Genomic DNA, 21,145 nt, shown 5'->3' on the forward strand with positions numbered 1-21,145 from the left:
AGGTATTGGTGCCCGTGAGCGTGATCAAGCCACTGCCGCTCTGGGCGAATTTACCGATGCCACTGATGTCGTTGTCTACCACCAAAGCATCGCTGCGATTGAAGACCAACGCTGCATTGTTGATGACCTTGCCGCTACCCAGCGTGCCCGTGGTGCCGCCGCCGCCCACCTGCAGCGTGCCGGAGCTGATGGTGGTGTCGGTGTAGGTGTTGTCGGCGGTGAGCATCACAAGACCGCCCGTCTTGGTCAGTGCGTGACCCGATATCACACCACCCAGGTTGAGGAGAACGCCTGGGGTCACGTCGACCGTTCCGCCGCGCGTCCCCAGGTTCACGGCACGGGCGCTGCTGATGCCTGCGGTGTTTGCCAAAGTGCCGCCATCGAGCGTCAGGGTGCCGGTGACCGCCCCGAGGTTGTCATCTGAAGAAATCACCAACGTGCCACCGCTCACCGTGGTACCTCCGGTGTAGCTGTTGGCACCGGTCAGCAGGGTGGTGCCCGCTGCCTGGTTGACCGCACCGGCGCCGGTGATCTGGGTGCCGAAGATGTACGCCGGATCGGTGTGGTTGAAATTCAAACTACCGCTGCCCGCACCGAAGCGCAGTTCGCTGGCTTCCAGCGTGCCAGCTGCTACCGCTGCGTTACCCATCGGGGCACCGATGTTCACCGCGCCTGCGGCCATAGCATTCCGTGCGACTTCAACCAAACCGCTGCCATTTCTGGCTGACACCTTGCCGCCATGCTGCACGGTCAAGGTACCCGTGCCAGCCAAGCCGATGTAAAGCTGATCGTCGTTGTTCCAAGTGGAGCCCATACCACTCACAGAGACACTGCCATTGGAGCCTTCGCGATAGCCGATCATCACGTTGCCACTGTTGCTGACGGTGCCTCCGTTGGCGACGGACACGGTTCCACTGCCGGATACGCCGACTTGGAGGTGATCATTAATCCATGTGGCTCCGTTACCCGTTACCGCGACGCTGCCGGTGGAGTTGGCGGCATTGCCAATAAACCCCACGGTACTGCTGACCATGCCGCCGTCTTTCACGATCAAGGTGCCGGTGCCAGACTCTCCGATAGCTAATTGGCTGCTGTTGGTCCAGATGGCGCCTTTGCCGCTCACCGTGGCACTGCCGATGGAGTTGGTATATGAACCGAGGATCCCGTGACTATTACTGACCACACCGCCATCGGCCACGGTCAGGGTGCCCTTACCGCGCAAGCCGACGTAAAGGTAGCCGCTGTTGACCCAGGTGGCGTCTTTGCCGCTCACCGTGGCGCTGCCGATGGAGTTGGGGTTTGTACCGACGAGCCCGCGGCTGCTACTGACCTTACCGCCGTCGGTTACGACCAAGGTGCCGTTGGCTGATTGGGCAACACGGAGTTCGCCGCTGTTGGTCCAGAAGGAGCCCAGACCGCTTACCGTGGCCTTGGTGTCGGCGGCGCCGTCGATCGTTCCAGTGCCGGTATTGCTGACCGAACCGCCGCTCTGAATGGCCAGCGTGCCGCCGTTAACGTTGGTGTTGCCGTAGTTGCTGCTGCCTGTCAGCGTCAAAGCGCCGCCGCCCACCTTGATGAGCCCGCCCGGGCCGCTGATGGCGCCCGCGTACTGGGTCGAGCGATTGTCTCCGCCGGCGCTCAGGGAGCTCGCGCCCAAGGTGACAGTACTGCCGGCAACGCCCGCCAGGCTGCCAATGGTTTGATCGACCGTTGCGGCGGAGATGTCGAAGCCGGCATCGACGCCAGTGAGATTCACCGCATTCGTAGCCGCCAGTCTGCCCCCAGCAGTCAGCGCGAGGGTGCCGCTACTGATGGTGGTGCTGCCGTTGTATGTGTTGAAGCCACTCAAAGTCAGCGTGCCGTTGCCGCGCTTCTCAACTCCGCCGGCGCCCACGATAACCCCGTCGAACGTACCGTCCTTGATGCCGACAATGGTGTCAGTCAACGAACCTGTTCTAAGAGTTCCGGCACCATGAAGGTTGCTGATTGCGTTTTCGGCCCGGGTACTGTCGTTGAAATCCAGTATCGCGCCGCCAGCGATGTTCGTGGATGTCATGAAAGGATACAAAATTGATGCGGCGACAATGCGCAGCGTGCCGTAATTGACGTTGAGTGCTATGGGCGTGCCTGGCGATCCAATCGCTGAATAGTTGGCGACCACGGTGCCTGTATTGCCGGCAGAGCCGAAGGAAAGCCCGGCGTCGGTCCCTATGGTGAGGAAGCCTGTCAGGGTGAGCATGGTGCCGGTAGCAGCGGAAATCGTCGGCGTTGTCGCCTCGATATAGAAACTATTTGTAAGGGTGACATCGGCGGTGCCACGCAGTTCGCCATTGCTGCCCAGTGTCACGTCACCGGTGAGATCAGCAGGATTGTCGATCTCCAGCACCCGGTTCTCAATCACGGTCTGTGCGCCCACCGTTGCCGCCATCGTCATCCCCAGCGCGAGCAGACAGGCATTGGCCAGCAGCGACGGACGCGGGGCCAGGCACATTGCTTTCGCGGCGCGGCCGCCATGCACGGAAGCCAGTTCGGAAACCACTTGGCACAGACCAAGGGCGCGATTGAAGACGATGCGGTAGACGTGATTCATGATGAGCTCTTGGAAGTTGCGCAAACGGGTAAGCAAGGTCGCAACCGGATGCGGCGGCGGCCGATATGTCGAGTGAAGTGCAGGACCATCCCCGGTCCAGCGGGCGCTACTGGATGCCTTAAGGCACCCGTGTCGGATGGGGAAGCAGGTGTGGACGGCAGGTGTCCTGCCATGCGATGTGAGGCCGCAGAGAAAAGGTGAAGAGCCAACAAGGGAAACCGTCAGGCGCGGCAGCAGCTGCCTCACGCTTTGTGTCACTTGAGGCAGGTTTCATCACGGCGAGTCAGCAGTTCCGGGCCGGTACGATCCGTGCTGACAATCCATCTTCGTTCATCCGCTCCAAGGGGCAGGGTGGTGCCGAAGTTCACAGGGGAAGGCAATGGCGCCGTTTGGCAGTGGCAGCATGTTTGAAATCTATGACCAGCTGCCTGATGCGGTCTTCATGGTTGATGCAAACCATCGCATTGCCTACGCCAGCGCCGCCTGCGAAGACATCTTCGGGTATGTTCCCGGCGAGTTGACCGGCGTGCCGTTGCTCGATCTTGTGGTGCGTCGCGAACAGGACCGGACCCTGCGCGAGGCACGCAATGTCGTGCGCAATGGCGCCCGGGTCGGCTTCGAGAACCGATACCTGCACAAGGTGGGCAATGAAGTGCAGGTCATGTGGTCGGCACGTTGGCTGAAGGCGCAGCAGTTGCGCATCGGTATTGCCCGCGATGTGACTTCCTTGCGGCAACCGGTTTCTACAAAGATCGAGGAACTGCTTGGCGTAGCCCGCCTTGCACCTCACGAGAAGAAGGTGCTGCAGCTGCTGCTCACCGAAGCCACCGAAAAACAGATCGCCGAGCAGCTCTGCCTTGCGGTCTCCACCACGCATTCATACGTCACCCATATTTTCCGGAAGTTTGGTGTGCGTAGCCGCGCCGGGCTGATGGCACTGTGGCTCAAGGCAATGAAGATCGACGGCGTGTTCTGATTCGTCATACAGCTTCCGGGGCCCGCAGCGGGTCGGTGGCATATAGCAGAGGTTGCCGAACGGTTACGCGTTGCGACCACTGGGTTGGGGCAAGGTCCATCCATGGCGGGTCTATACCGCGCTCGACAGCTGTTCGTGCAAGACCTGATTGAGCGTCATATCCACGCAAGCCGCCGCAATTGTTTTGCATGTCGTCGATGGCTGGAGCCAATGCCCAGGACAAGCACGCCGAGCCGTCGTGTACCTGCATCACCGAGCAGGGCAACAATTACGTGATCGATGAACTTACGTATTGCTTTGTCGCACGACGCGGCCAGCACCAGCCTTTGCGTGATGATCGCGATGACCGCTTTGACGACGGACCGACACAAATAGAGCGGGGCAGGGAAGCGCTGGCTGATCGGGCTTCGCAGGGCGGGGCAGTGATCAATCGGGGGCGGCGTGGCCAAGGCACATTCCCCGGATCGCAGGGATACAGCACCGGCACCTTCACCCCAGCTACGGATTACCCGCTATGACCAGCGCCGGAAGGGAAATTCTCTGCTGTTGATGACCGGTGACCACGTCGTAAAGCTGCCCTACATCGGCTACGTTCCAGTGGTCAGCGAGCTGGGCCGCATCGCGTTCCCTGTGTTCGCTCTGGTTATGTGTGTTTCTACAACGGCAACGCATGGGCATTGCTGTGGCGCTGGGGTAGGTCGACATGCAGGTGCCGCGAATGCGCGGGGCGTTCTATGGCTATTACGTGGCTCACATCGCGCTACTCGCTACGATCTCGTGAATCATCACGAGATCGCTTGGCGCATCAATGGTTCTAGTTGGAGTCCTGCAACGACCACGCTCGTCCACCAAGCCGGCTTCCAAAAATCAGCCCACAGTTCCGACATTTCCGCCTCAGCAGTATTTTCGTGACGTGTCACTAAATTAGCAGCTTTCACCCGGTACATTCTCCCAGCCTCCCGGAATCTGCCGGAATGGAATGTGGTTGATGCAGCGCCAGGCCTTCCGATCACGCTCGTACTTCTCACTGGCGCGCTGCATTTCGCCAAGCCTGCGCAGTCGTTCGGCTGCATCATCGGCTTCAATTTCAGCGCTCCGCCTCGCTAGGGCAATCATCGCGTCCTTGGTTGGTGAATGACGTGACTGTGCGAACCGCTGATTCCACGCTACCTGCGTAGCAAGGTGCTGCTTGATGCCGAAGATGGCCAGCGCCAGCACTGCGATACCAATTACGGTCATCCAAGGAAAGCTCCAGCGCGGCTTCTCGTTCTCGCTCCATGAATCCCCCAGATTTCATCCTGAGCGGATTCTAACCGGGGTGCAGGGGCATTGCCCCTGCAGTGTCACCGCGCCCGGATCGCCTCAGCGTCGATATCAGCGGGACTACAGGGCATGGTTCCGCGTTCCGAGTCGGCAACTGACGAATGCCGCTTTTCATCGGTTTGAGGCTCGGTGTGATCAGGCCTCGGGCGTGCCTGTCAGCTTCAAGAAGTCGCCGATATTCCTGCGCAAGTTGTGCAGTCAGACTAATCCAAGCTAGATCCTCCGGAAAAAGTTCTCGGCCTTCGGGCGTCACCAATCGGCCTCCCTTAAATGCGAAACCGGCCCAAGAGCCGGTCAACTTCCTGTCTTTCATATTTCCTCTGGTCACGCGGGAGATGTTGGGGGGCGTGATGGCGCTGGAATCGGCAGAGCCAAAGCTGGCCTTTAGTTTACATAATATACATTATGCGAAATGGCTTATCAGACTGTTCTTCGCCGGATTAGCTGGATCTGGCTCTGGATCTGTCGGTTTTTTTAGTTCGTGTCCTTTTTGCGTTGGATCGCGCCCCTCATTGATTTCATTAGGTATTTTCCACCGTTCATGGACACGATCCTAAGTAAATGCTAGTGGGCATCGCACTCTTCAGTGTCCCGCGCCCGCACTTAACATGTACATTTGACGCACTAAAGCGTGTACACCGAGATTCCTACCGCACACAGGTATGTACATTTACGCGAGCCCTGCAGCTTCGTGTGCCCACTTGTCCTGGTATGTTCCGTTGGACGCGTCAGATGGAAACCAACCACCGCAGCGACCCTCTTCAAAGTCTGCAGCCGTCGATCCTGCGGGTGCTGATGTCCTTCGTAGACGAAATTGCCCTCTGTAGGTAGAAACTCTGCACTTAGGACGCAGAGATTTCTATCTGCTGCAAACATAGGTAAAGAATTCTTCCTTTAGGGGTACACGATGTGGTCCAGGGTCTTCTGCGGCCCTTGATCGCGTGTTTTTCGTGTCAGGCAGCCGACGGCGGTGAGGTGTCGCTACTCGGCCTCGGAGCCCACAATGTTTGGGCTTTGGTGCGGATCAATGAGATTCGAGGGCCAGCGTTGGCCTTCATCTGGGTGACACAGAAAACACGCGCATCCGATCGCTGGGTGGCTACGTGCGCCTTGCGATGTTCACGACTGAGCGCAAGGCTATTTCCCGTGCGAGAGTCTAGCGAGTCGTTCGTGAATTCGGAGCCTTGCTAGGTCTAGGCCGATGTCGTCATCGGCGTAGGGCGAACCAAACAATGGAATCTCCACCCATTGGCTTTCCTGACCCGGATGCACGTATGGGGCATAGTCATCCAGGAGAATCGCATCGCAGGGGTCCGATGTGACAAATCGTAGGTCCTTGGTCGGCCCCTCCCAAAAGATGTAGGGAAGTTGTGCAAACCACGTGGGAGCTGCACTCTCCGCCACCAGCAGACTGCAAATCCTTCTTGCCAGAGGTTCAGGAACAGTCGTGAAAATCACCAGTTGGCTGAACTGGGCCCGCATGTACTGCAAGAACGGAAAAAGGCCTGGGCGTGGAATCTGACTCACGGCGTTGGAGATCAGTGTCCCTTCCAGGTCCATTGCGAGAATGGTCGGCTTCATCACATTGTTCCTTTCGCTAGCAGGCGGCATGCAGAAAAGTTCAGCGCGGTTTCTCCGTCTTCTTGTTGGAGCCTGGCAGTTTACGTTTACCGCGCAAGGCCGCCTCGATAGCCGCAGGAATCCTGGTCAACTGTTCTTCCAAGATCTCTGATCTTGCACGTTGCCGGTCCGCTTCTTTAGAGGAAACCGCCGCTGCGTTCTGGGCAGCCTTCAAAGCAGCGGTCAGTGACTGCTCGGTTGTGGCGTGGAGCTTCCCTGCAGATGCCAACTTGACCTGTGCTTCCTTGGCCAGCTGGCGGGCTTGGTCGACCTCCCGTGCTGCACGATCTTCTACATATCTGGTGTGTTCCATCAGATTATCGCGCTCAGATCTGGCCAACTCCTGCGTCTCGTGCAGCCTGGCTTCCAGTCCCAGTCTGGCGTTATCTAGTTGCTCCTGCCGCAGATCCGCAGAGGTACGTTGTTGGGCTGACACTGCGAGCTGTGACTGAAGCTGCTCCACGAGTTGCCGGAGCTCCGCCACCTGGGTCAGTGCGAGGCGTTCTGCGTGGGCGGAAGCTGTCGCTTTAGCATGGAGTTCGGACGCTTCCTCGGCAAAGTTCTGCTGCTGCCCTCGCAGCTCATCGTGCCCAGTCGCAAGTGTCTGCCTGGCATCCGCGAACTCTTCCAAAACCGACTCGCGGGCATGCTGCAACGCCAATGCCCACCACTGCCCGGCCAACTCGGCCAGTGCTGCCGGCGCGTCCTTCAAATATGGACGCTTGGGCTGCAGTCGAAGGCCCAGATTTTTCCACCAGGTGTCCAACCACCGAGTAACGGTGTTGGGTGATCCCGTGCCCAGGTGCGCGCGAATGCGTTCTACCGTCGGGCGTTCGCTGTTGGCCACCAGCTCGTCGGCAGCGGTGTGCACATCGGATTCGGTGATGCCGCGGGCCATGCTGACGTCTCCTGTATCGGCGCCCTACTCTATTGATTTCATACTCACGATAAGTGATGATTATCGCGGGTATAAGCTCTATTTCGTAGTATACATTACATAGTATGAAAGATAATTCCACGATTCCCATGCTCGCCGCGACGACTACCAGCCTGGTGCTGCCCGAACAGCTGGCCCGCGAGGCGGCCGATGCGGTGCGCGAATTGCTGGCCGAAGCGGCAGCCGAGAACACCACGCGCAGCTACACCAGTGCCCTGCGCTACTGGGCTGGCTGGCATGCAGCGCGCTACGGCATCGAGCTGGCCTTGCCGGTGCCCGAAGCCACCGTGCTGCAGTTCGTGGTCGATCACGTGCAGCGCCGCTCGGCCGACGGAGATCTGACGTGGGAGCTGCCGCCGGCCGTAGATCAGGCCTTGGTGGCCGCTGGCCTCAAGGCCAAGCTCGGCCCGTGGACCTTGGCCACCGTGCGCCATCGCGTTGCCGTCCTGTCCACCGCGCACCGACTCAAGCAAGTGGCCAATCCCTGCGAGCAGCCGGCGATCCGCACCGTGCTCAGTCGTGCCGCGCGGGCGGCCGTCAAGCGCGGCGAACGGCCGCGCAAGAAGACCGCTATCACCCTGCCCGAACTGGAGGCGATGCTGACCACCTGCGACGGCAGCCTGGAAGGCATTCGTGACCGTGCCCTGCTCTGCTTTGGGTTTGCCAGCGGCGGCCGTCGGCGCAGCGAGATCGCTGCGGCCGACCTGCGTGACCTGCGCCGCATCGGCGATCAGGGTTATATCTACCGGTTGGAGCACAGCAAGACCCAGCAGGCCGGTGTCACTGCGACCTCGACGCCGGACAAGCCGGTACTGGATCGGGCCGCCCTCGCTCTGCAGGACTGGCTGGACGCAGCCGGGATCACCGAAGGGGCGATTTTCCGGCGGCTCTGGAAGCAACGCGTCGGCCCTGCCCTGTCCCCGGCCGCCGTCGGCGAGATCGTGCAGCGACGGGCGCGCCTGGCCGGGCTGGAGGGGGATTTTGGTGGGCACAGCCTGCGGTCCGGGTTCGTGACCGAAGCCAGCCGCCAAGGGGTGGCACTGCCGGCCATCATGCAACTGACCGAGCACCGGTCGGTGTCGAGTGTGGTGGGGTATTTTCAGTCGGGCGGCGCCACTTCGAATCCCGCGGCCCGCCTTCTGGAAGACTGATCCATCCCGAATGGTGAATTCCATTCAATAGTGTAAAGACAATCGCTCACCGTGCTCCGAGCCAGCCAACGGTGTTGACCTCGACGTGATGCCTCACCTGAAAGAGCCGCCGCACAGTCTCAACAAGTAACTTGATAGGCATCGAAACCGCATATGAGATCAATCGGCAGAGGAAGCTAACCTATTCCGCGCAGCAGTCACTCGCTCTTCTAGTGCCAGCGCCATTGGGCCTGCGCACTGCAACAAGACGTCAAGGATCGAAGCAAGTTCATCGCTTTCAAGAACGCTTGCGTCCGTGCCGACAGCCAGCACACTTTTGGCAATCCAGTCGCGCACACGTTGCGCGATGCCGTAGTTGATCCAAAAGTCTGCATCCGCGCCACGTGCCGCCCACCATGCCCTCACGAGTCTAGATAGCACGCCAAGCCGATGCGGCTGCGGATCTACGTCGAGAAGCCTCATGATCGTCAGCGCAACAAACGTCGAGCCGGCAGCCTGTACAGCGGCGTCTTCGAGGAATGGCAGGCAGCGGTCGACTTGGGGCATGCCAATCGGGGTAATGTAACAACTGACTTCTCCCAAAACGTAATTGCACATATATATCGCCGCGACCGCATCGACCGCATCGCTATCGATGCCTGTAGTGAGTTCGCCGCACAATCGACGCCAGGACCAAGTGGCGAAGATCTTCCCGGCGATCGACTCGCGTAGTGGCAGGGCGACGTCGTCGTCAATGACACGGTCACCGAGCCACAATTGATCCAAGGCCTGCAACGTTATCCCCGCTGCGATGAGGAATCGTTGCTCGGGCAGCTGTGCCAACAGACCAGTCATGTGGGACTGAAGGGTTCCAGGGTCGAGTGCAGCAGCCGCGAGGGCTGCCGGAAAGTACGCGTGGTTCCATTCGAACGCACGCTCGCCTGGCTCAAACTCCGGATCCGCGCCCACGCCATTGGCTGCTGCCGTCCATGGCCAAGCATGCCTGACAAGACTTTCCAGAAGGGCGGGATGAGACACGCGCCACAGGTCGACCGCGACGCTGAGTACCGTTGCTGCGCTGGATTCGGCCAATGCAAGCACTCTGGGGGCGACGGGTACTTCGAGTTCCATTGACGCATGGCCAATGCGAAGGCCGCGGCGTGGCCGCGGGTCATGGGGCGCTGGCAATTCGGGCCAACTGGGTTCCGACGCGTCGCCAGCATGCCATGCCAATTCCGCTTCAACGGCTGCTTGCCGTCGTTCCCGATCTGCGACGGCTCTAGCGGCTTCCAAGGCTTGATAGTTCGAAGCACCACCAACCCAATCTTCTGGTTGCCGCACTGCGTAGATAGAACCGGAAAAGGCGAGACGAACCAGGGACCTACCGATGGCGTCTGCAATGTGTCGATGCGCCTTCAGTTCTAAACGCATTACCTCGACGATGCCAGTTGGGAGTTGCGTCGCCAGCCGAAACAGGCGCGGAAAGTCGGAAGCGGACGGGACGTTCCGAGAATCCGCCAACAATCCGATGGCCGCAATCGCGTGCGTGTTATATGGCAGTCGCTGATGCCGGTATTCATTGATCTCGCTATCAGCCGCAGCGGTCAATTGTTCTGTCGCCCACGCACGATGCGCGGCTTGAAGTTCAGTAGCACTATCCCGCAATACCAGTGCTGCAACGACGAGCCGAGCTCGCTCGATGATCTCGCGATCAGTCTCGTCTTCGGGCGATTCGTCTGCTGGCGTAGGGCGTGTTGCCCATGCCAGGCCTTGATCCAAGAGCGCACTTGGACACGACGGCTCCATGATCTCCTGTGTCAATTGGAGACATAGACTCGTTTGTGAAGTCCTCGAAGCCGATTGCTGCTGAAGTCGCGCAAAGTGCGCTTCTTCCTCCGCTGGCGAAACATATTCATACCCTTCTGCACCCGGTGGTTCACCCACACCCCGGTAGTTCGCGGGATTAAGCAAATTCAGCGCATGTGTGGCCATTACCTTTGGATCGTTCAGATCAGCGTTCTCATCCGGCGGACCCAAACGGGCAATCGCATCCTGCAAGGCACGCTCCATAGACGCACGAATCGGCTCCGGACCATTTATTGCAGTAAGCCCAAGCACTCGTTCCAAGGAGACGCGTCGAGAGGCGCGCTGCATCAGGTCGTTTAGTCGAACACTGCCGGTCGGTTCTGGGTGGATCCAAGGTTGGTGATGCTGATTGAATGCCTCATGCACAGGCCTGATGTGATCCAGGGTCAACAGTTCGGGTGATGAAGCGAATGGCCCGATGAATGATAGGCTTTTGGGCCAATGCGACAGCAAAAGATCGACGGCTACCAGAAGGTATGCAGCTGGCGAACTCTCGGGTCCCAAGATGTCGTTCAAGACATCTGCGAAGTCGTCTCCTGCTTCGATTCTCTGATGCCCCCATGCCTCAAGTGCCATGAGTGCTGATTGGACAATGTAGCTATTGTCAGAACGAGACATCATGTACGAGCGTTGCCACGGATAACTCCGAAGAGAGTCCCCATCGTCGATGGCAACTTGATCTTGTCCCGCAGCACGACCGCGCGTTCGTCTCGTGACGACGTAGTCGACAACGCTTCGAATGAGGCGTAGTCCGTGATGCTTTTCGGCTTGCAACAACGCCAAAAATGGGGGGCGCGCTGGTGACGCAGGTAGATAGTTCAAATCCCAGCGTGGGAATAGCTCACTGTGGTGTCGGTCGTCATCGTCTCCTTCCGGCAACGCGAGGATGAAGAGGTCGGCCAAGGCCTCAGGTGCTGCATTCGCCGCCGAACCGATGAAGGCCAGCAATCCTTCAAATGCCTCGTCTCGTCGCGGATCCATGCCCAGCTGCGACAGGTAGCTGGCGGTTTCAGCTGGGCATAGCTGGCACCAGGCCAAGAAAGTCCGACGAAGGTCCTCGCGTCGTGCGCGAGGCAACCACAGGCGTGGACTCTCTCCTGGATCATGGGCAGATCCTCGCCTGAAATCGGAACGGGTTGCCTCGACCACGACCAGCCAGTCGTAAAGGTGCCTGACCAGACGCGGCGAAATTGCATCCTTTCCCAGATAAGCCGCGCACCAGCGTCCGTACAGATCAATCCATTCCGGGATCGTGCTCTCCGGCAGACGCTGGAGACTCACCAACGACCATTGGATCAGGTTAAGCCAACCTGGGCCGCGTGGCAGGACGAAGTCGTCCGTGAAGTTGGTTGTGTCAATCCCAACCGCAGCCCAAATCGGTGCGGCGGGACGCGAGTCGAGGACGACGGTGGCACGAATGATGTCACTCAACAGGCGAGCATCGTCCTCGCCCGCAAGATCTGGCAAGCAATTGTCGAGGGCTTCCGTGGAGCGTTCGGAGCGCACCGGCGCCAGCAGCACGGCGCGCCGCCATGAACCATGCGAGCCGCTCGCGCTGGCTTGCGCTAGCAGATCGCGCCATCCTAGGGAGTTCGTGCCCTGTTCCGCATGCAGCCTAGCCGCCATCTCCAATCCACGCACCAAGCGCGCGGGCGCCGCACGGGACAGCGGGAGGGATGCGACACGACTGGGCTCGCTATGGAGAAGGCACCCAATAGCCCAATCTCCCAGCACATCATGCTTTGGCAGACCACGCGCTGCGGATAGTAGCCTGAGTGATCCGCTTTCTACCAAGTCCTCAATCGCTGAGGCGGACAACGTACCGAGATCCATGGGCTCAGACGAAACCAGCAGATGTTCGGCCAATGCGTACAGCACCCGCTGACGATAGATGCGGTTGGAGCGCTCGCCACGATCACCAGTGTCCCACCACTGCTTGGCCATCTGGGCTTCGGTCAACGCCGTGGTGTCGGATCCGGCAGCACGGGAGAGCCGGTCAAGCCGATACAAATTGCGCACTAAGGCTTCAGCAGGCTGCCCCGGTCGAAGCAATTCTGAAAGCGTTGCATCGGCTTGTCTGAGGTGCGCCACATGCTCTTCGGTGAGATCGCCCAAAAGAACGGTGGCCACCTCGCCCAGCTGCTGGATGGCGTCCATTGGCAACCACGAGCGATCATCTGTATCAAAATCAGAGCGTGTGGTAGCCACCACGCGAAAACCAGCCACGCTGGCTGCTGCCCTGAGCAGGTCCGCGATGGTGTTGCGTTGCCCGGGTTCGTCGAATCGATCGATCCCATCGATCAGCAGCATTCCGCCGCCATCGCCGGCAAGGTCGGAGAGCAACTGACTGGCGCTAGCATCGCAGCCAAGTTGCGACCGGAATGCCTCCCAGCCACCCGCGGGAACTCGATTGGGGGCGAGCACCAAGACGCGGGATTCCATCAGCACACGGATTGCGATGTCCTTCAGGACTGCAGACTTACCAACACCGCCTTCGCCACGAATCTCTAGGTACCGACCGTTCCCCAGGGCTAGTAGGGCTTCGTCAACCGTGCTGGATCGATCCACATGGACGCCACGCACGGTGGTCTTGATGTCGTCCAAGGCATGGTGCGCAATTGCGGCAAGCCGTTCCCTCGCATGAAAGAGTCGCCGATCGCCAACCAGACGGTACCCACGTTCAACGACGCGGGCTCGTAAAGACAGGGCATCCAGATCGCCACCGGATGCATCGATTTCGAGTGCAATTCGCGCGAGGGAATCCCAGAGTTCACCTGCCCGTGCGCTGTCGGTTGACGCGAGCGCGGCAGCGCACCGATCTCGAGCAAGGGCCATGCATATCGAACCGGGGTGCTCCAGATCGAAGACCAGGACCTGAAAGCGGGAAAGCAAGCGCCACACCGCCTCATCGTCGTGGTCCGCGCCCGCTGCCTGCATCTTGCCTCGGAAAGCGCTCACGAAATCGCGCATGGCTTGATGGCCTACGCCGGTCTGATTCAAGCGTGCAAAAAAGGGGGCAGCAGTTTGGTTGTCACGCGCCCATCGCAGTACGGTTTGCACGTGCATTTCGATCTTGGTGGTTGTCCGAGCGGTCACCACCGCAAGCTCGTGCCGACCATCAAAAAAGCCTGGTGCTGCCGCAGCTTGGCAGGCGAGCGCAACGACTTCGCCAAAGATGGCGTCATTCGCCGCGAAGGTGATAGTCCGTTTTGCCTGCAACTCAAGGGTCGCGGCATGGCCTCGCGTATCCACGCCGGTTACGACGATATCGTCCATCGGGTGACCTAATCCGCCACGTTGAAACGCGACACTGGTCACCACGACCCCGGGAAGGCCGCGCGCCTCCCCACCGGTGAGAAGAGGCAGCAGGTACTGGGCACCTACGTGTCCCTCCAGATTTGCACCCGCAGGGCCGGAGGCCGCTGGAGCTGTCGCAGGCGGTGGATCGTCGACTCGTCGTTGCCGTCGTCCACGACGACCCTGGCCCGTCTCAGCAATGACGCCGGTGGTGTCCGCTACCGAATCATTATTGTCTGTGCCGTTGTCTGGCGTTTCGTGCATATCAGGGCCTCGTTGGCGAGTCCGAATCGTGGCTACCTATCAGAACTGGCGATCCAAAATAGCGCCCCGCGACCATACGGTGACCTTCATTCGTCGCGCCAAGGCCATACTTTGTCCTCAGTCTTGCGCCCGAGGAAGTTGCGTTCCAGGTTGCGACTGGACTTATCCGCACCCTGCTTCCATTGCTGCCGGTTGGCCTGCCAGTGCCGGTATTTGGCTGCTTTGAGCTCTGGGCCATTCGGTGAGTTGGCGGCCTCGGTGGCCATCCAGGCCGCCGAGCGCCGATCAGCACAATGGCAGAACAATACCCAAGCTGCATAGGCCTCCTCAAGGTCTTCGCACCGCCAATACTCCTTCCACCAGTGCCGGGCGCAGGCTTCGAAGTATTCCAATCGGGCCGCGCGGAGACGCACATCCTGGGCCCAAGATGTCGAAAATCCCTCTGGCCAGGCGTCCGGCACTGGCAACGCGTTGCCGACGCGAAACCCTTTCAGGGTTTGCGCACGCAGTTGTTGCCACGGTCGGCTGGACGCAGTGTCCTGAGCGATGAGCGAGTCCAACCACTCGCTCTGCCCGTTGAGTTCGGCTGCCAACGCCAATTGGTAGAGGTCCGCATCTGTCTTCGTCGACTCTAGCGCCAGCAGTTTGACTCGTGCTGCATCGACCTCAGCCGAATGCGGGGCCCGGAACAGCATGTGCAGTAACTCCGGCAATTCGGCTGCCCCCGTAATACGGGTGCGCAAGGCTCGGTTTAAGGTGTGCCACACGCTCACCCCTCGGAGTGGATCGAGAGCGAGCAATGCTTCGCACAATGCCAGGAACAACCCTTCGGCCAGCTGCACTCGACGCACAAAATCCGGCGCCAACGTTTCATGCCCGGCGATCCAACGTTCGACCAATTCTGGCGCATACCGACACAGCGTGACGGCATCCTCACGACCCACGAACTCCAGGAACAGGCTGGCACCGTCACGGCGTGCCCTTCTAATGCTCGCTTCCGCAATTTCACTGGCACGTTCTTGAGCAACCCGCTGTGCATCCTCATCAAAAGCGTCACGAAGCGCCTCGGCGGAATGTGGCTGTGCCGGCGCAAGCGGGCTGACCGAATACCAAGAGGGTCGCGTCGAATCGTCATCGCGTCGAATGGAAAGTTGTGCGCCTACGTCCAACGGTTGCGATGGTCCGCCAGTCAGCACCATATCTAGCAACTCTGCAGCAATACGCACTTCGGACGGATCGCCCCCACGCTGGCGCACGGCCTCAAGCAAACGCCATGGGGCAAGCCGTTGGGCGACCTGGTCAAATGGAGTTGATGTTGTGGCTGCCATCAAGGCCCCGGAGGCATCATGTGCCAGGAACGCATCGGTTCCGACAGTGAATCGCCAGCCCCGTTGGTTCAGCTCCCGGCCTAGTCGAATGCGGTCGGCTGCAGCCAAGGCCATGTAGGCCAAACGCTGATCGATTTCGTCCTCCGAAACGGCGTAGGCCGAAATCCACTCCCATGCGAAGTCGCTGAGCGAGGGCGGTTCCGTGACAAGAAGCACTAAAACGTCACGCCGCTGCTTGTCGGTGCCGCTCTGAAAATGCGCTATCAATTCGTCGGCTTGCACCGTGGATAGCGGGAGTAGGTTGTCGGTGATCGAAGTCGGGATGTGGGGAAGGTTTGCCTCTACCACGACGATTGCTTGTGCCAATGCATCGAGCCCCTTGAATTCGGGCACCAGCAACTCTGAGGCCACGTGCAACTCATCTCCATCGCGGATCTCTCGCGCAAGGGTGCGGATGGTTCGCGCAGCTGAGGCCTCCGCAGGGCCATATAACAACAGCGCCTCATTGATTCGCCACGAGCGGGCAGCACGTGATTGCGGTGTGACCGGTGCTTGTGCAAGACGCCGACGGAGCGCCGCCAGCTGCCGTGGTGCACATCGCGCAAGGACCGGCTGTAGCTCTTCGAAAATGTGAGATTCGCTCGAGAGATGGCGGCTGGTGTACAGGGCTTCGACTGCTAGTTCATCCGCAGCCGCAGCGACCTCGTCACACACCGATGCCCGTGGTCCGAAAGTAGGATCCAACCACAGGTCTCCCACACGCTGCACGCGAAAGCCCAGTCGGTATTCATCGTCCAACAAAGCCGCCGCTGCATGGCGCCGCTCCAGCGTAAAGATGCTTTTAGTGGGATTTGCAAGGTAGTCTGCTTCGTACGAGAAGCTCGATCCGATCTTCGCGTCGATCTCGATGGCTGCCTCCTCATCGGCACGCTCGCCGGTCAGGTGGAGCAGGAGTTGGGCCACCCGAGCCCCTAGCTTGGGGTGCAGCCCGGACTCAGGTGGACGAGTCTGCATGGCCTTCGATTCCGTGCGCACCGCCTCCGCCACGGCCTCCGGGTCGAGCGGGTTGAGCAGGCACAGCCAACGCAATTGGTTCCAACCGGTGTGATTGAACACTACAGACGCAGCGATCGCGCCAGTTCGCAACGCCGGCAGCGCCAAGGATAGGGGGTAGCCTTCCAGAAGCGCGGCGGTGTGCTCTGCCCACATCGTGTCATCGCGGTCGACCAGATGCATGGTTTCGCCCAGGATGGTCAGCGGTCCGGAGGTATCCACACCCAACCTGGCGAGTACGCGCTCGTGACGATGCCTCTCGGCCTCGGGTTCGGCCTTGGTGCGAGGATCCACATCCCGCGACACGACGCGCAGCCAGTCGGCAAGTCGTTCCAGGATCACATCGCGCACCTTCGTGTTGCCGCGATCGACGGCTCGAAGCGCGGAAATCGCGGCTTGCTGGCTCGAGGCATGCGTATGTCGAGGTGAAAGCTCGATCGTGTCCAGCAACGCCTCGGGTATCTCTGGCGCCAACAGGTGAACGTCGTGTTGATGGGCAGGCGCCAGGTTCTGTGTCTGGAGCCAGGCTGCAGTCAGCACGCTCAACAACGGACGAGGTGGCCCTGATTCCAGTGCGATTGCCACAGCGGCCTGCAAGATGTCGCCACGCTGGTCCAGTCCAGCGATCGGATCGAGCCACTGCGCCAACGTGCTCTCGAGCGAATCACGATCATGCGATTCATTGCTGGCAAGCAGAAAGACAGCGGATGCGCCAAGCGCATGCGCGACGAACTGCGCGGTAAGTTCCAGAGTGCGGTCGGCTCGCGCATTTACGAATGGTGTATCGATAATATCGCTCAAACGTCGGTAGACCCCCTTCTCGTCTGTATAACCGGGTGCAGCCAAGGCGCTCAGATCTCTGGTCGAGTAGCTGCGTATACCCTCGATCAGCGAACCCGCGACGGCCTGCAACCAGTCATCCCATTCCGGCGTGGAAAAGGCACGTTGCAACGATTCTCCGGCGGCTTCGCGTCCATACTCCCAGAGCAAGCGATGAAGCGTCACGGCATTGCCGTCGGACAAGCGATCGCGGAAGCGAATCACAAGGTCGAATAAGCGTGGATTGCGCGCCAACTCGTGCAAATCGGGGTGTAAATCCGATCGTGAGAGGGAGTGCAGCGCCAACATCTGGTCGAGTTCGCCACCGGGCTTCGAGTCGTACTCATCTACTTCAATTACGCTCGCGCGATCTTCAAGACCGACCAGCCGTCGCAGGTGGTTTTCAAAATGATGCGACCGTGTTGTGGTGATTACGCGCACCCGTCCGCGCAACTCATCGGCTTGCAAAGCGCTCAGCAAGGCAATCCAGTTAACATCTGGTCGTTGGTTCATACCATCGAGAACTAGTACCAGCACGCAGCCTTCGTCGACAGGACGCTTTAGCATCCGATCCATGCGCTCTCGCCAATGGTCGACGTCGCGTACTTGCGTCAATTCCTGCAGTCGCTGGGCGAGAAACGTCTTGACAGCGTACACCGAGCCAAAACCTTGGCCTGCACCCGGAACTGCCGATGCGGGAACGAGCAGAACGGTTGGAAAATCGGTGGATTGCTGCTGCAACCAGTCGACAACCGCCCATGTCTTGCCGACGCCGAACAAGCCGTTGGTGCACACCGGTGAACCCGGTTTGGCGGGGTTGATCCACCAGTCGTCGAGCTTATTCAATACCGGCATACGGTGGATCAAGGGCTTGACTCCGCCCGATACGACTTGGCCGAAATGCGCTCGCGATTGGCGCGGGTTCCCCCAGATATCAAGTAGACGAGACTTTGCTAGCTGTTGCAGCTTCCGCGTGCCCAACTGCCAAGCTGATAAATCACGGCGCAACAGCTCGATGGTCGCTCCCATCTCCGGCTGAAGGCGAGTGGCGATCTTGTTTGCCTCCCTGCCGATAACGCTATTGACTAGATCCGGACCAGAGGCCAGCAACGCTGCCAGCATCGGCGTTGCAACCGTGCTCCAATCGAGGATCAGCACTGCCACGCCTTGGCTGTTGCCCTTGCTCGAAAGTGCTTTGTCGAGCTGTTCACTAACTTCGCGAGTGGCGGCCAAGATCCAGGCTTCCAGCGCAGGGTCCCGGGCGAAGGCATGATCCATTTCGCCGAGCAACTCACGCTCGTTAAGGGCGGTATCGTCGCGATAGCGTTTGCACTCTACGCGCAGGTATCGCTCTTGCCGACCGGAAGTGCCGCCATCAGCACCGTGTTGAAAACCCGATTTCGCCACCGTGACCCGGGTTCCGATCAGATCGCCGAGCAACGCAGCAACAAGGTGCTCGAGTTTGGTCGGCGGATCGAGTGCCTGTACCAGGTCTTTGAGACGGGCAAGATCCTTCGGATCAATGGCCATAGAACACATTCCGATGGTGATGGTTAATCATCGGGTATCGAGCGGAAAAAGGGTATGCCTTGCGCCTTAACGCGAAAAGCCGGGTAGTCGAGGAGTCTAGGAAAGTCCACAGCGCTTCCTTATTACTTTCCTCCGACACGACAGGCTGCTATTGATCAGAAGCCCTTCCCTACCCCCGATAAATCTTCCTAATCCTCCTGATCTGCCCGGCCATTCTCTCTGCCAGAAGCCGTCTGTTCCTCCCGAAAACCGGACGGGCGTTCGGGCTCTGCTCTACTCTTACGATAGACCTCGCTTAAGTCAGCTTCGATAGATGTTTGTAGATCTCTCTGAGCCTTGAGAGCAACAGCGGGAAGAGGTTCCTTTAACTTCATTTGATCGATATAGCGTCGATCAAATAATTCGCGACTCATGAGGCGGAATGACGTGTTCTCGATCGACGGACCTCGGACGAGGTTCGCCGAGCCGGAGTAGACCTCGCCCAGTCTTCAGCAATGCCGGCATAGGGATTGCTCCATGCCGTTGTCAGCGGAGGCTTTGCCTCCGCTGACTTGAGGGCGGTTAACCGACCGGCACCTCTTTTTGCGGACCGGTAGATCCAACGAACATCAGAGCGGCGAGCGCCGCCAAACCGGCCGTAGCGCCCGCTCCCAGGAAAGCGACCTGGAAACCCGCCAGCATGCCTTCGGCGGTCTGGCCTTGGCCGGAACCGAAAGTCGAGAGCGCAACCATGACGGCTAGACCAATGGCAGAGCCGATCTGGTAGGTAGTATTGATCAGGCCCGAAGCTAGGCCGGTTTCCTCAGGCTTGGCGCCAGCCATGCCAGTCATCGTCGTTGGGATATACGCCAGCGCCATACCGAAGGCGGCGAGGAGGGAGGCCGGGAGAACGTTCACCGCGAATGAACCGTCCAGCGGCAGATTTCCGAACATCAGAAGTGCGCCCCCCATCAGTAGCAATCCGAGCACAAGGTTGGGTTTGACGCCAAGCCTTCCGATCAGCTTGCCCGAGAACCCGACCATCACAATCATGATCGTTGCGGTCATCGGCAGGAGCGCGAAACCGCTGGCCAGCGCGGAGAGGCCAAGAATCTGCTGAAGATAGAGATTCAGGAAAAACCAAAGCGGGATCCAGGCGGCACCGAGCAGTGCCATCACAAGATTGCCCGCTGCCAGGTTCGGCGCCTTGAAGATAGCCAAGGGAAGAAGCGGCTCGCGTCGCACGAACTGGACAATCAGGAAGACAACGAACAGGGCGACCGAAATCCCCAGCAATGTCAGAATCTGCGGAGAACCAAGCCCAGCCGACTCGATGGTGACGATGGCATAGACCAGGCTCACAAGAGCACCTGTCACGCTGATCGCCCCAAACCAGTCGACGGCGCCGTTGCTGCGCGGAGACTTGCGGAGCACGGCCGGAATCAGTGTCAGCACGAGCAAGCCGAGCGGCACGTTCACCAAGAAAGTCCAGGGCCAAGTCATCCATTCGGTGATGACGCCCCCCAAGAACACCCCTGCCGAGCCACCGGCGGCAGCGGCGGCGCCCCAAAAACCGAATGCCTTGCCAAGTTCGGCGCCATCGTGCCCGAAAAGGCGCATGACGATCGTCAGTGCGGACGGGGCAATCAATGCGGCACCTACGCCCTGCAGTGCACGGCCAGCAAGCAGCATTTCTTGGTTTTGCGCCAGCCCTGCCAGCAGCGAAGCCGCGGTAAGGATGACAAATCCGCTCGCAAAAATGCGGCGGGCACCGAGCAAGTCGCCCAACCGTCCCCCAAGCAGCAACAGGCCACCAAAGGCGATCACATAGGCATTGAAGATCCAGCTGAGCCCGCTGGCGCTGAAACCCAGATCAGTCTGCATGGCAGGCAATGCCACACCGATGATGGACGTATCAAGGATCACGATGAACTGAGCCGCGCAAAGCAGAGCCAGGGCGGCCCATCTCTTCGGATCAGGTTTGTTTTTCTGCATTGGAGTTCCCCAATATCAATTGTTCGCTTATTGCGATTGATATCGAGTGTTCGGCTTACAACGCTGGCATGGTCAATAGATAAACCCAAAGCTTTTGCGCAGCACGCCTGGGCAAAACCTTAATGGACTGCTCCGCAGTCAACGGCTACCAATGCCATGGCAAGTGGAACGTGCAGGCCATCGCGTCTGTCCGCTGCATTCTTTGTCTCCTTTCTCAAACGGTAACGCACAAGACCCGGACGATGCCGGGCCCTGTGCGTTTACTTGTTGATGAAATCAATCGTTGGACTTGCGACCGCACTGTTCGGGGCGGGTTTCCATGTACATCGAAATTCGCGAATCACTGAATCTATGCGGATCCCTATCGAAGTCTTTCACAGCGGGGTCATCCGGCAAGGCAGATGTACCGGAAGCTCGATTCCCGGGCTATCCGCCCAA

At 59.6% G+C, this 21,145-nt stretch carries 11 protein-coding genes and 1 pseudogene; 3 read left to right on the forward strand and 9 right to left on the reverse strand.

The features are described from left to right. The coding region (locus PAN08_RS17695; protein ID WP_269792839.1) for an autotransporter-associated beta strand repeat-containing protein at positions 1 to 2,590 on the reverse strand (2,590 nt) is incomplete at its 3' end. Between the two features lie 403 nt (positions 2,591 to 2,993). Here PAN08_RS17695 and PAN08_RS17700 point away from each other — a divergent pair. Continuing rightward, positions 2,994 to 3,566: a PAS domain S-box protein gene (locus PAN08_RS17700; protein WP_269792840.1), complete on the forward strand. Its 573-nt coding sequence runs from the start codon at positions 2,994 to 2,996 to the stop codon at positions 3,564 to 3,566. Positions 3,567 to 3,721: 155 nt separating this feature from the next. Here the strand turns inward: PAN08_RS17700 and PAN08_RS17705 are convergent, their stop codons facing one another. Continuing rightward, positions 3,722 to 4,015: a hypothetical protein gene (locus PAN08_RS17705; RefSeq protein WP_269792841.1), complete on the reverse strand. Its 294-nt coding sequence runs from the start codon at positions 4,013 to 4,015 to the stop codon at positions 3,722 to 3,724. A gap of 65 nt (positions 4,016 to 4,080) precedes the next feature. On the opposite strand from PAN08_RS17705, the pseudogene PAN08_RS17710 reads away from it, so the two are divergent. Continuing rightward, positions 4,081 to 4,214: pseudogene (locus PAN08_RS17710) on the forward strand (TraX family protein); the annotation flags it as partial. A gap of 276 nt (positions 4,215 to 4,490) precedes the next feature. On the opposite strand, the gene PAN08_RS17715 reads toward PAN08_RS17710, so the two are convergent. From PAN08_RS17715 to PAN08_RS17730, 4 genes are all read right to left on the reverse strand, one after another. Next, positions 4,491 to 4,805, reverse strand: a complete 315-nt coding sequence (locus PAN08_RS17715; RefSeq protein WP_269792842.1) for a hypothetical protein — start codon at positions 4,803 to 4,805, stop codon at positions 4,491 to 4,493. A gap of 70 nt (positions 4,806 to 4,875) precedes the next feature. Then, positions 4,876 to 5,202: a DUF3653 domain-containing protein gene (locus tag PAN08_RS17720; protein WP_269792843.1), complete on the reverse strand. Its 327-nt coding sequence runs from the start codon at positions 5,200 to 5,202 to the stop codon at positions 4,876 to 4,878. 824 nt (positions 5,203 to 6,026) lie between these two features. Beyond that, positions 6,027 to 6,470, reverse strand: a complete 444-nt coding sequence (locus PAN08_RS17725; protein WP_269792844.1) for an NIF family HAD-type phosphatase — start codon at positions 6,468 to 6,470, stop codon at positions 6,027 to 6,029. Between the two features lie 40 nt (positions 6,471 to 6,510). Further along, positions 6,511 to 7,407, reverse strand: coding sequence for a DNA-binding protein (locus tag PAN08_RS17730; RefSeq protein ID WP_269792845.1), 897 nt, complete (start codon positions 7,405 to 7,407; stop codon positions 6,511 to 6,513). Positions 7,408 to 7,511: 104 nt separating this feature from the next. Here PAN08_RS17730 and PAN08_RS17735 point away from each other — a divergent pair, with 104 nt between their 5' ends. Further along, a complete protein-coding gene (locus PAN08_RS17735) occupies positions 7,512 to 8,597 on the forward strand; it encodes a site-specific integrase (RefSeq protein WP_269792846.1) in 1,086 nt (361 codons plus the stop codon). A gap of 159 nt (positions 8,598 to 8,756) precedes the next feature. Here PAN08_RS17735 and PAN08_RS17740 read toward each other — a convergent pair whose 3' ends face one another. The 3 genes from PAN08_RS17740 to PAN08_RS17750 form a co-directional block, all read right to left on the reverse strand. After that, positions 8,757 to 13,718: a hypothetical protein gene (locus PAN08_RS17740; RefSeq protein ID WP_269792847.1), complete on the reverse strand. Its 4,962-nt coding sequence runs from the start codon at positions 13,716 to 13,718 to the stop codon at positions 8,757 to 8,759. 371 nt (positions 13,719 to 14,089) lie between these two features. After that, the gene (locus tag PAN08_RS17745; protein ID WP_269792848.1) at positions 14,090 to 18,733 is read right to left on the reverse strand and encodes a hypothetical protein; all 4,644 of its coding nucleotides are present in this window, start codon (positions 18,731 to 18,733) and stop codon (positions 14,090 to 14,092) included. Positions 18,734 to 19,294: 561 nt separating this feature from the next. After that, the gene (locus PAN08_RS17750) at positions 19,295 to 20,707 is read right to left on the reverse strand and encodes an MFS transporter (RefSeq protein ID WP_057633302.1); all 1,413 of its coding nucleotides are present in this window, start codon (positions 20,705 to 20,707) and stop codon (positions 19,295 to 19,297) included. Positions 20,708 to 21,145 lie beyond the last annotated feature (438 nt).

Origin of the sequence: Stenotrophomonas sp. Iso1 (assembly GCF_027497995.1) — a bacterium.
Taxonomy (GTDB): Bacteria; Pseudomonadota; Gammaproteobacteria; order Xanthomonadales; family Xanthomonadaceae; genus Stenotrophomonas.

Bases quoted from the DNA above. Each gene is read 5' to 3' on its own strand.
- PAN08_RS17735 (WP_269792846.1), top strand. From the start codon at position 7,512: ATGAAAGATAATTCCACGATTCCCATGCTCGCCGCGACGACTACCAGC.
- PAN08_RS17730 (WP_269792845.1), bottom strand. From the start codon at position 7,407: ATGGCCCGCGGCATCACCGAATCCGATGTGCACACCGCTGCCGACGAG.
- PAN08_RS17725 (WP_269792844.1), bottom strand. From the start codon at position 6,470: ATGAAGCCGACCATTCTCGCAATGGACCTGGAAGGGACACTGATCTCC.
- PAN08_RS17715 (WP_269792842.1), bottom strand. From the start codon at position 4,805: ATGACCGTAATTGGTATCGCAGTGCTGGCGCTGGCCATCTTCGGCATC.
- PAN08_RS17720 (WP_269792843.1), bottom strand. From the start codon at position 5,202: ATGAAAGACAGGAAGTTGACCGGCTCTTGGGCCGGTTTCGCATTTAAG.
- PAN08_RS17745 (WP_269792848.1), bottom strand. From the start codon at position 18,733: ATGGCCATTGATCCGAAGGATCTTGCCCGTCTCAAAGACCTGGTACAG.
- PAN08_RS17750 (WP_057633302.1), bottom strand. From the start codon at position 20,707: ATGCAGAAAAACAAACCTGATCCGAAGAGATGGGCCGCCCTGGCTCTG.
- PAN08_RS17700 (WP_269792840.1), top strand. From the start codon at position 2,994: ATGTTTGAAATCTATGACCAGCTGCCTGATGCGGTCTTCATGGTTGAT.
- PAN08_RS17740 (WP_269792847.1), bottom strand. From the start codon at position 13,718: ATGGACGATATCGTCGTAACCGGCGTGGATACGCGAGGCCATGCCGCG.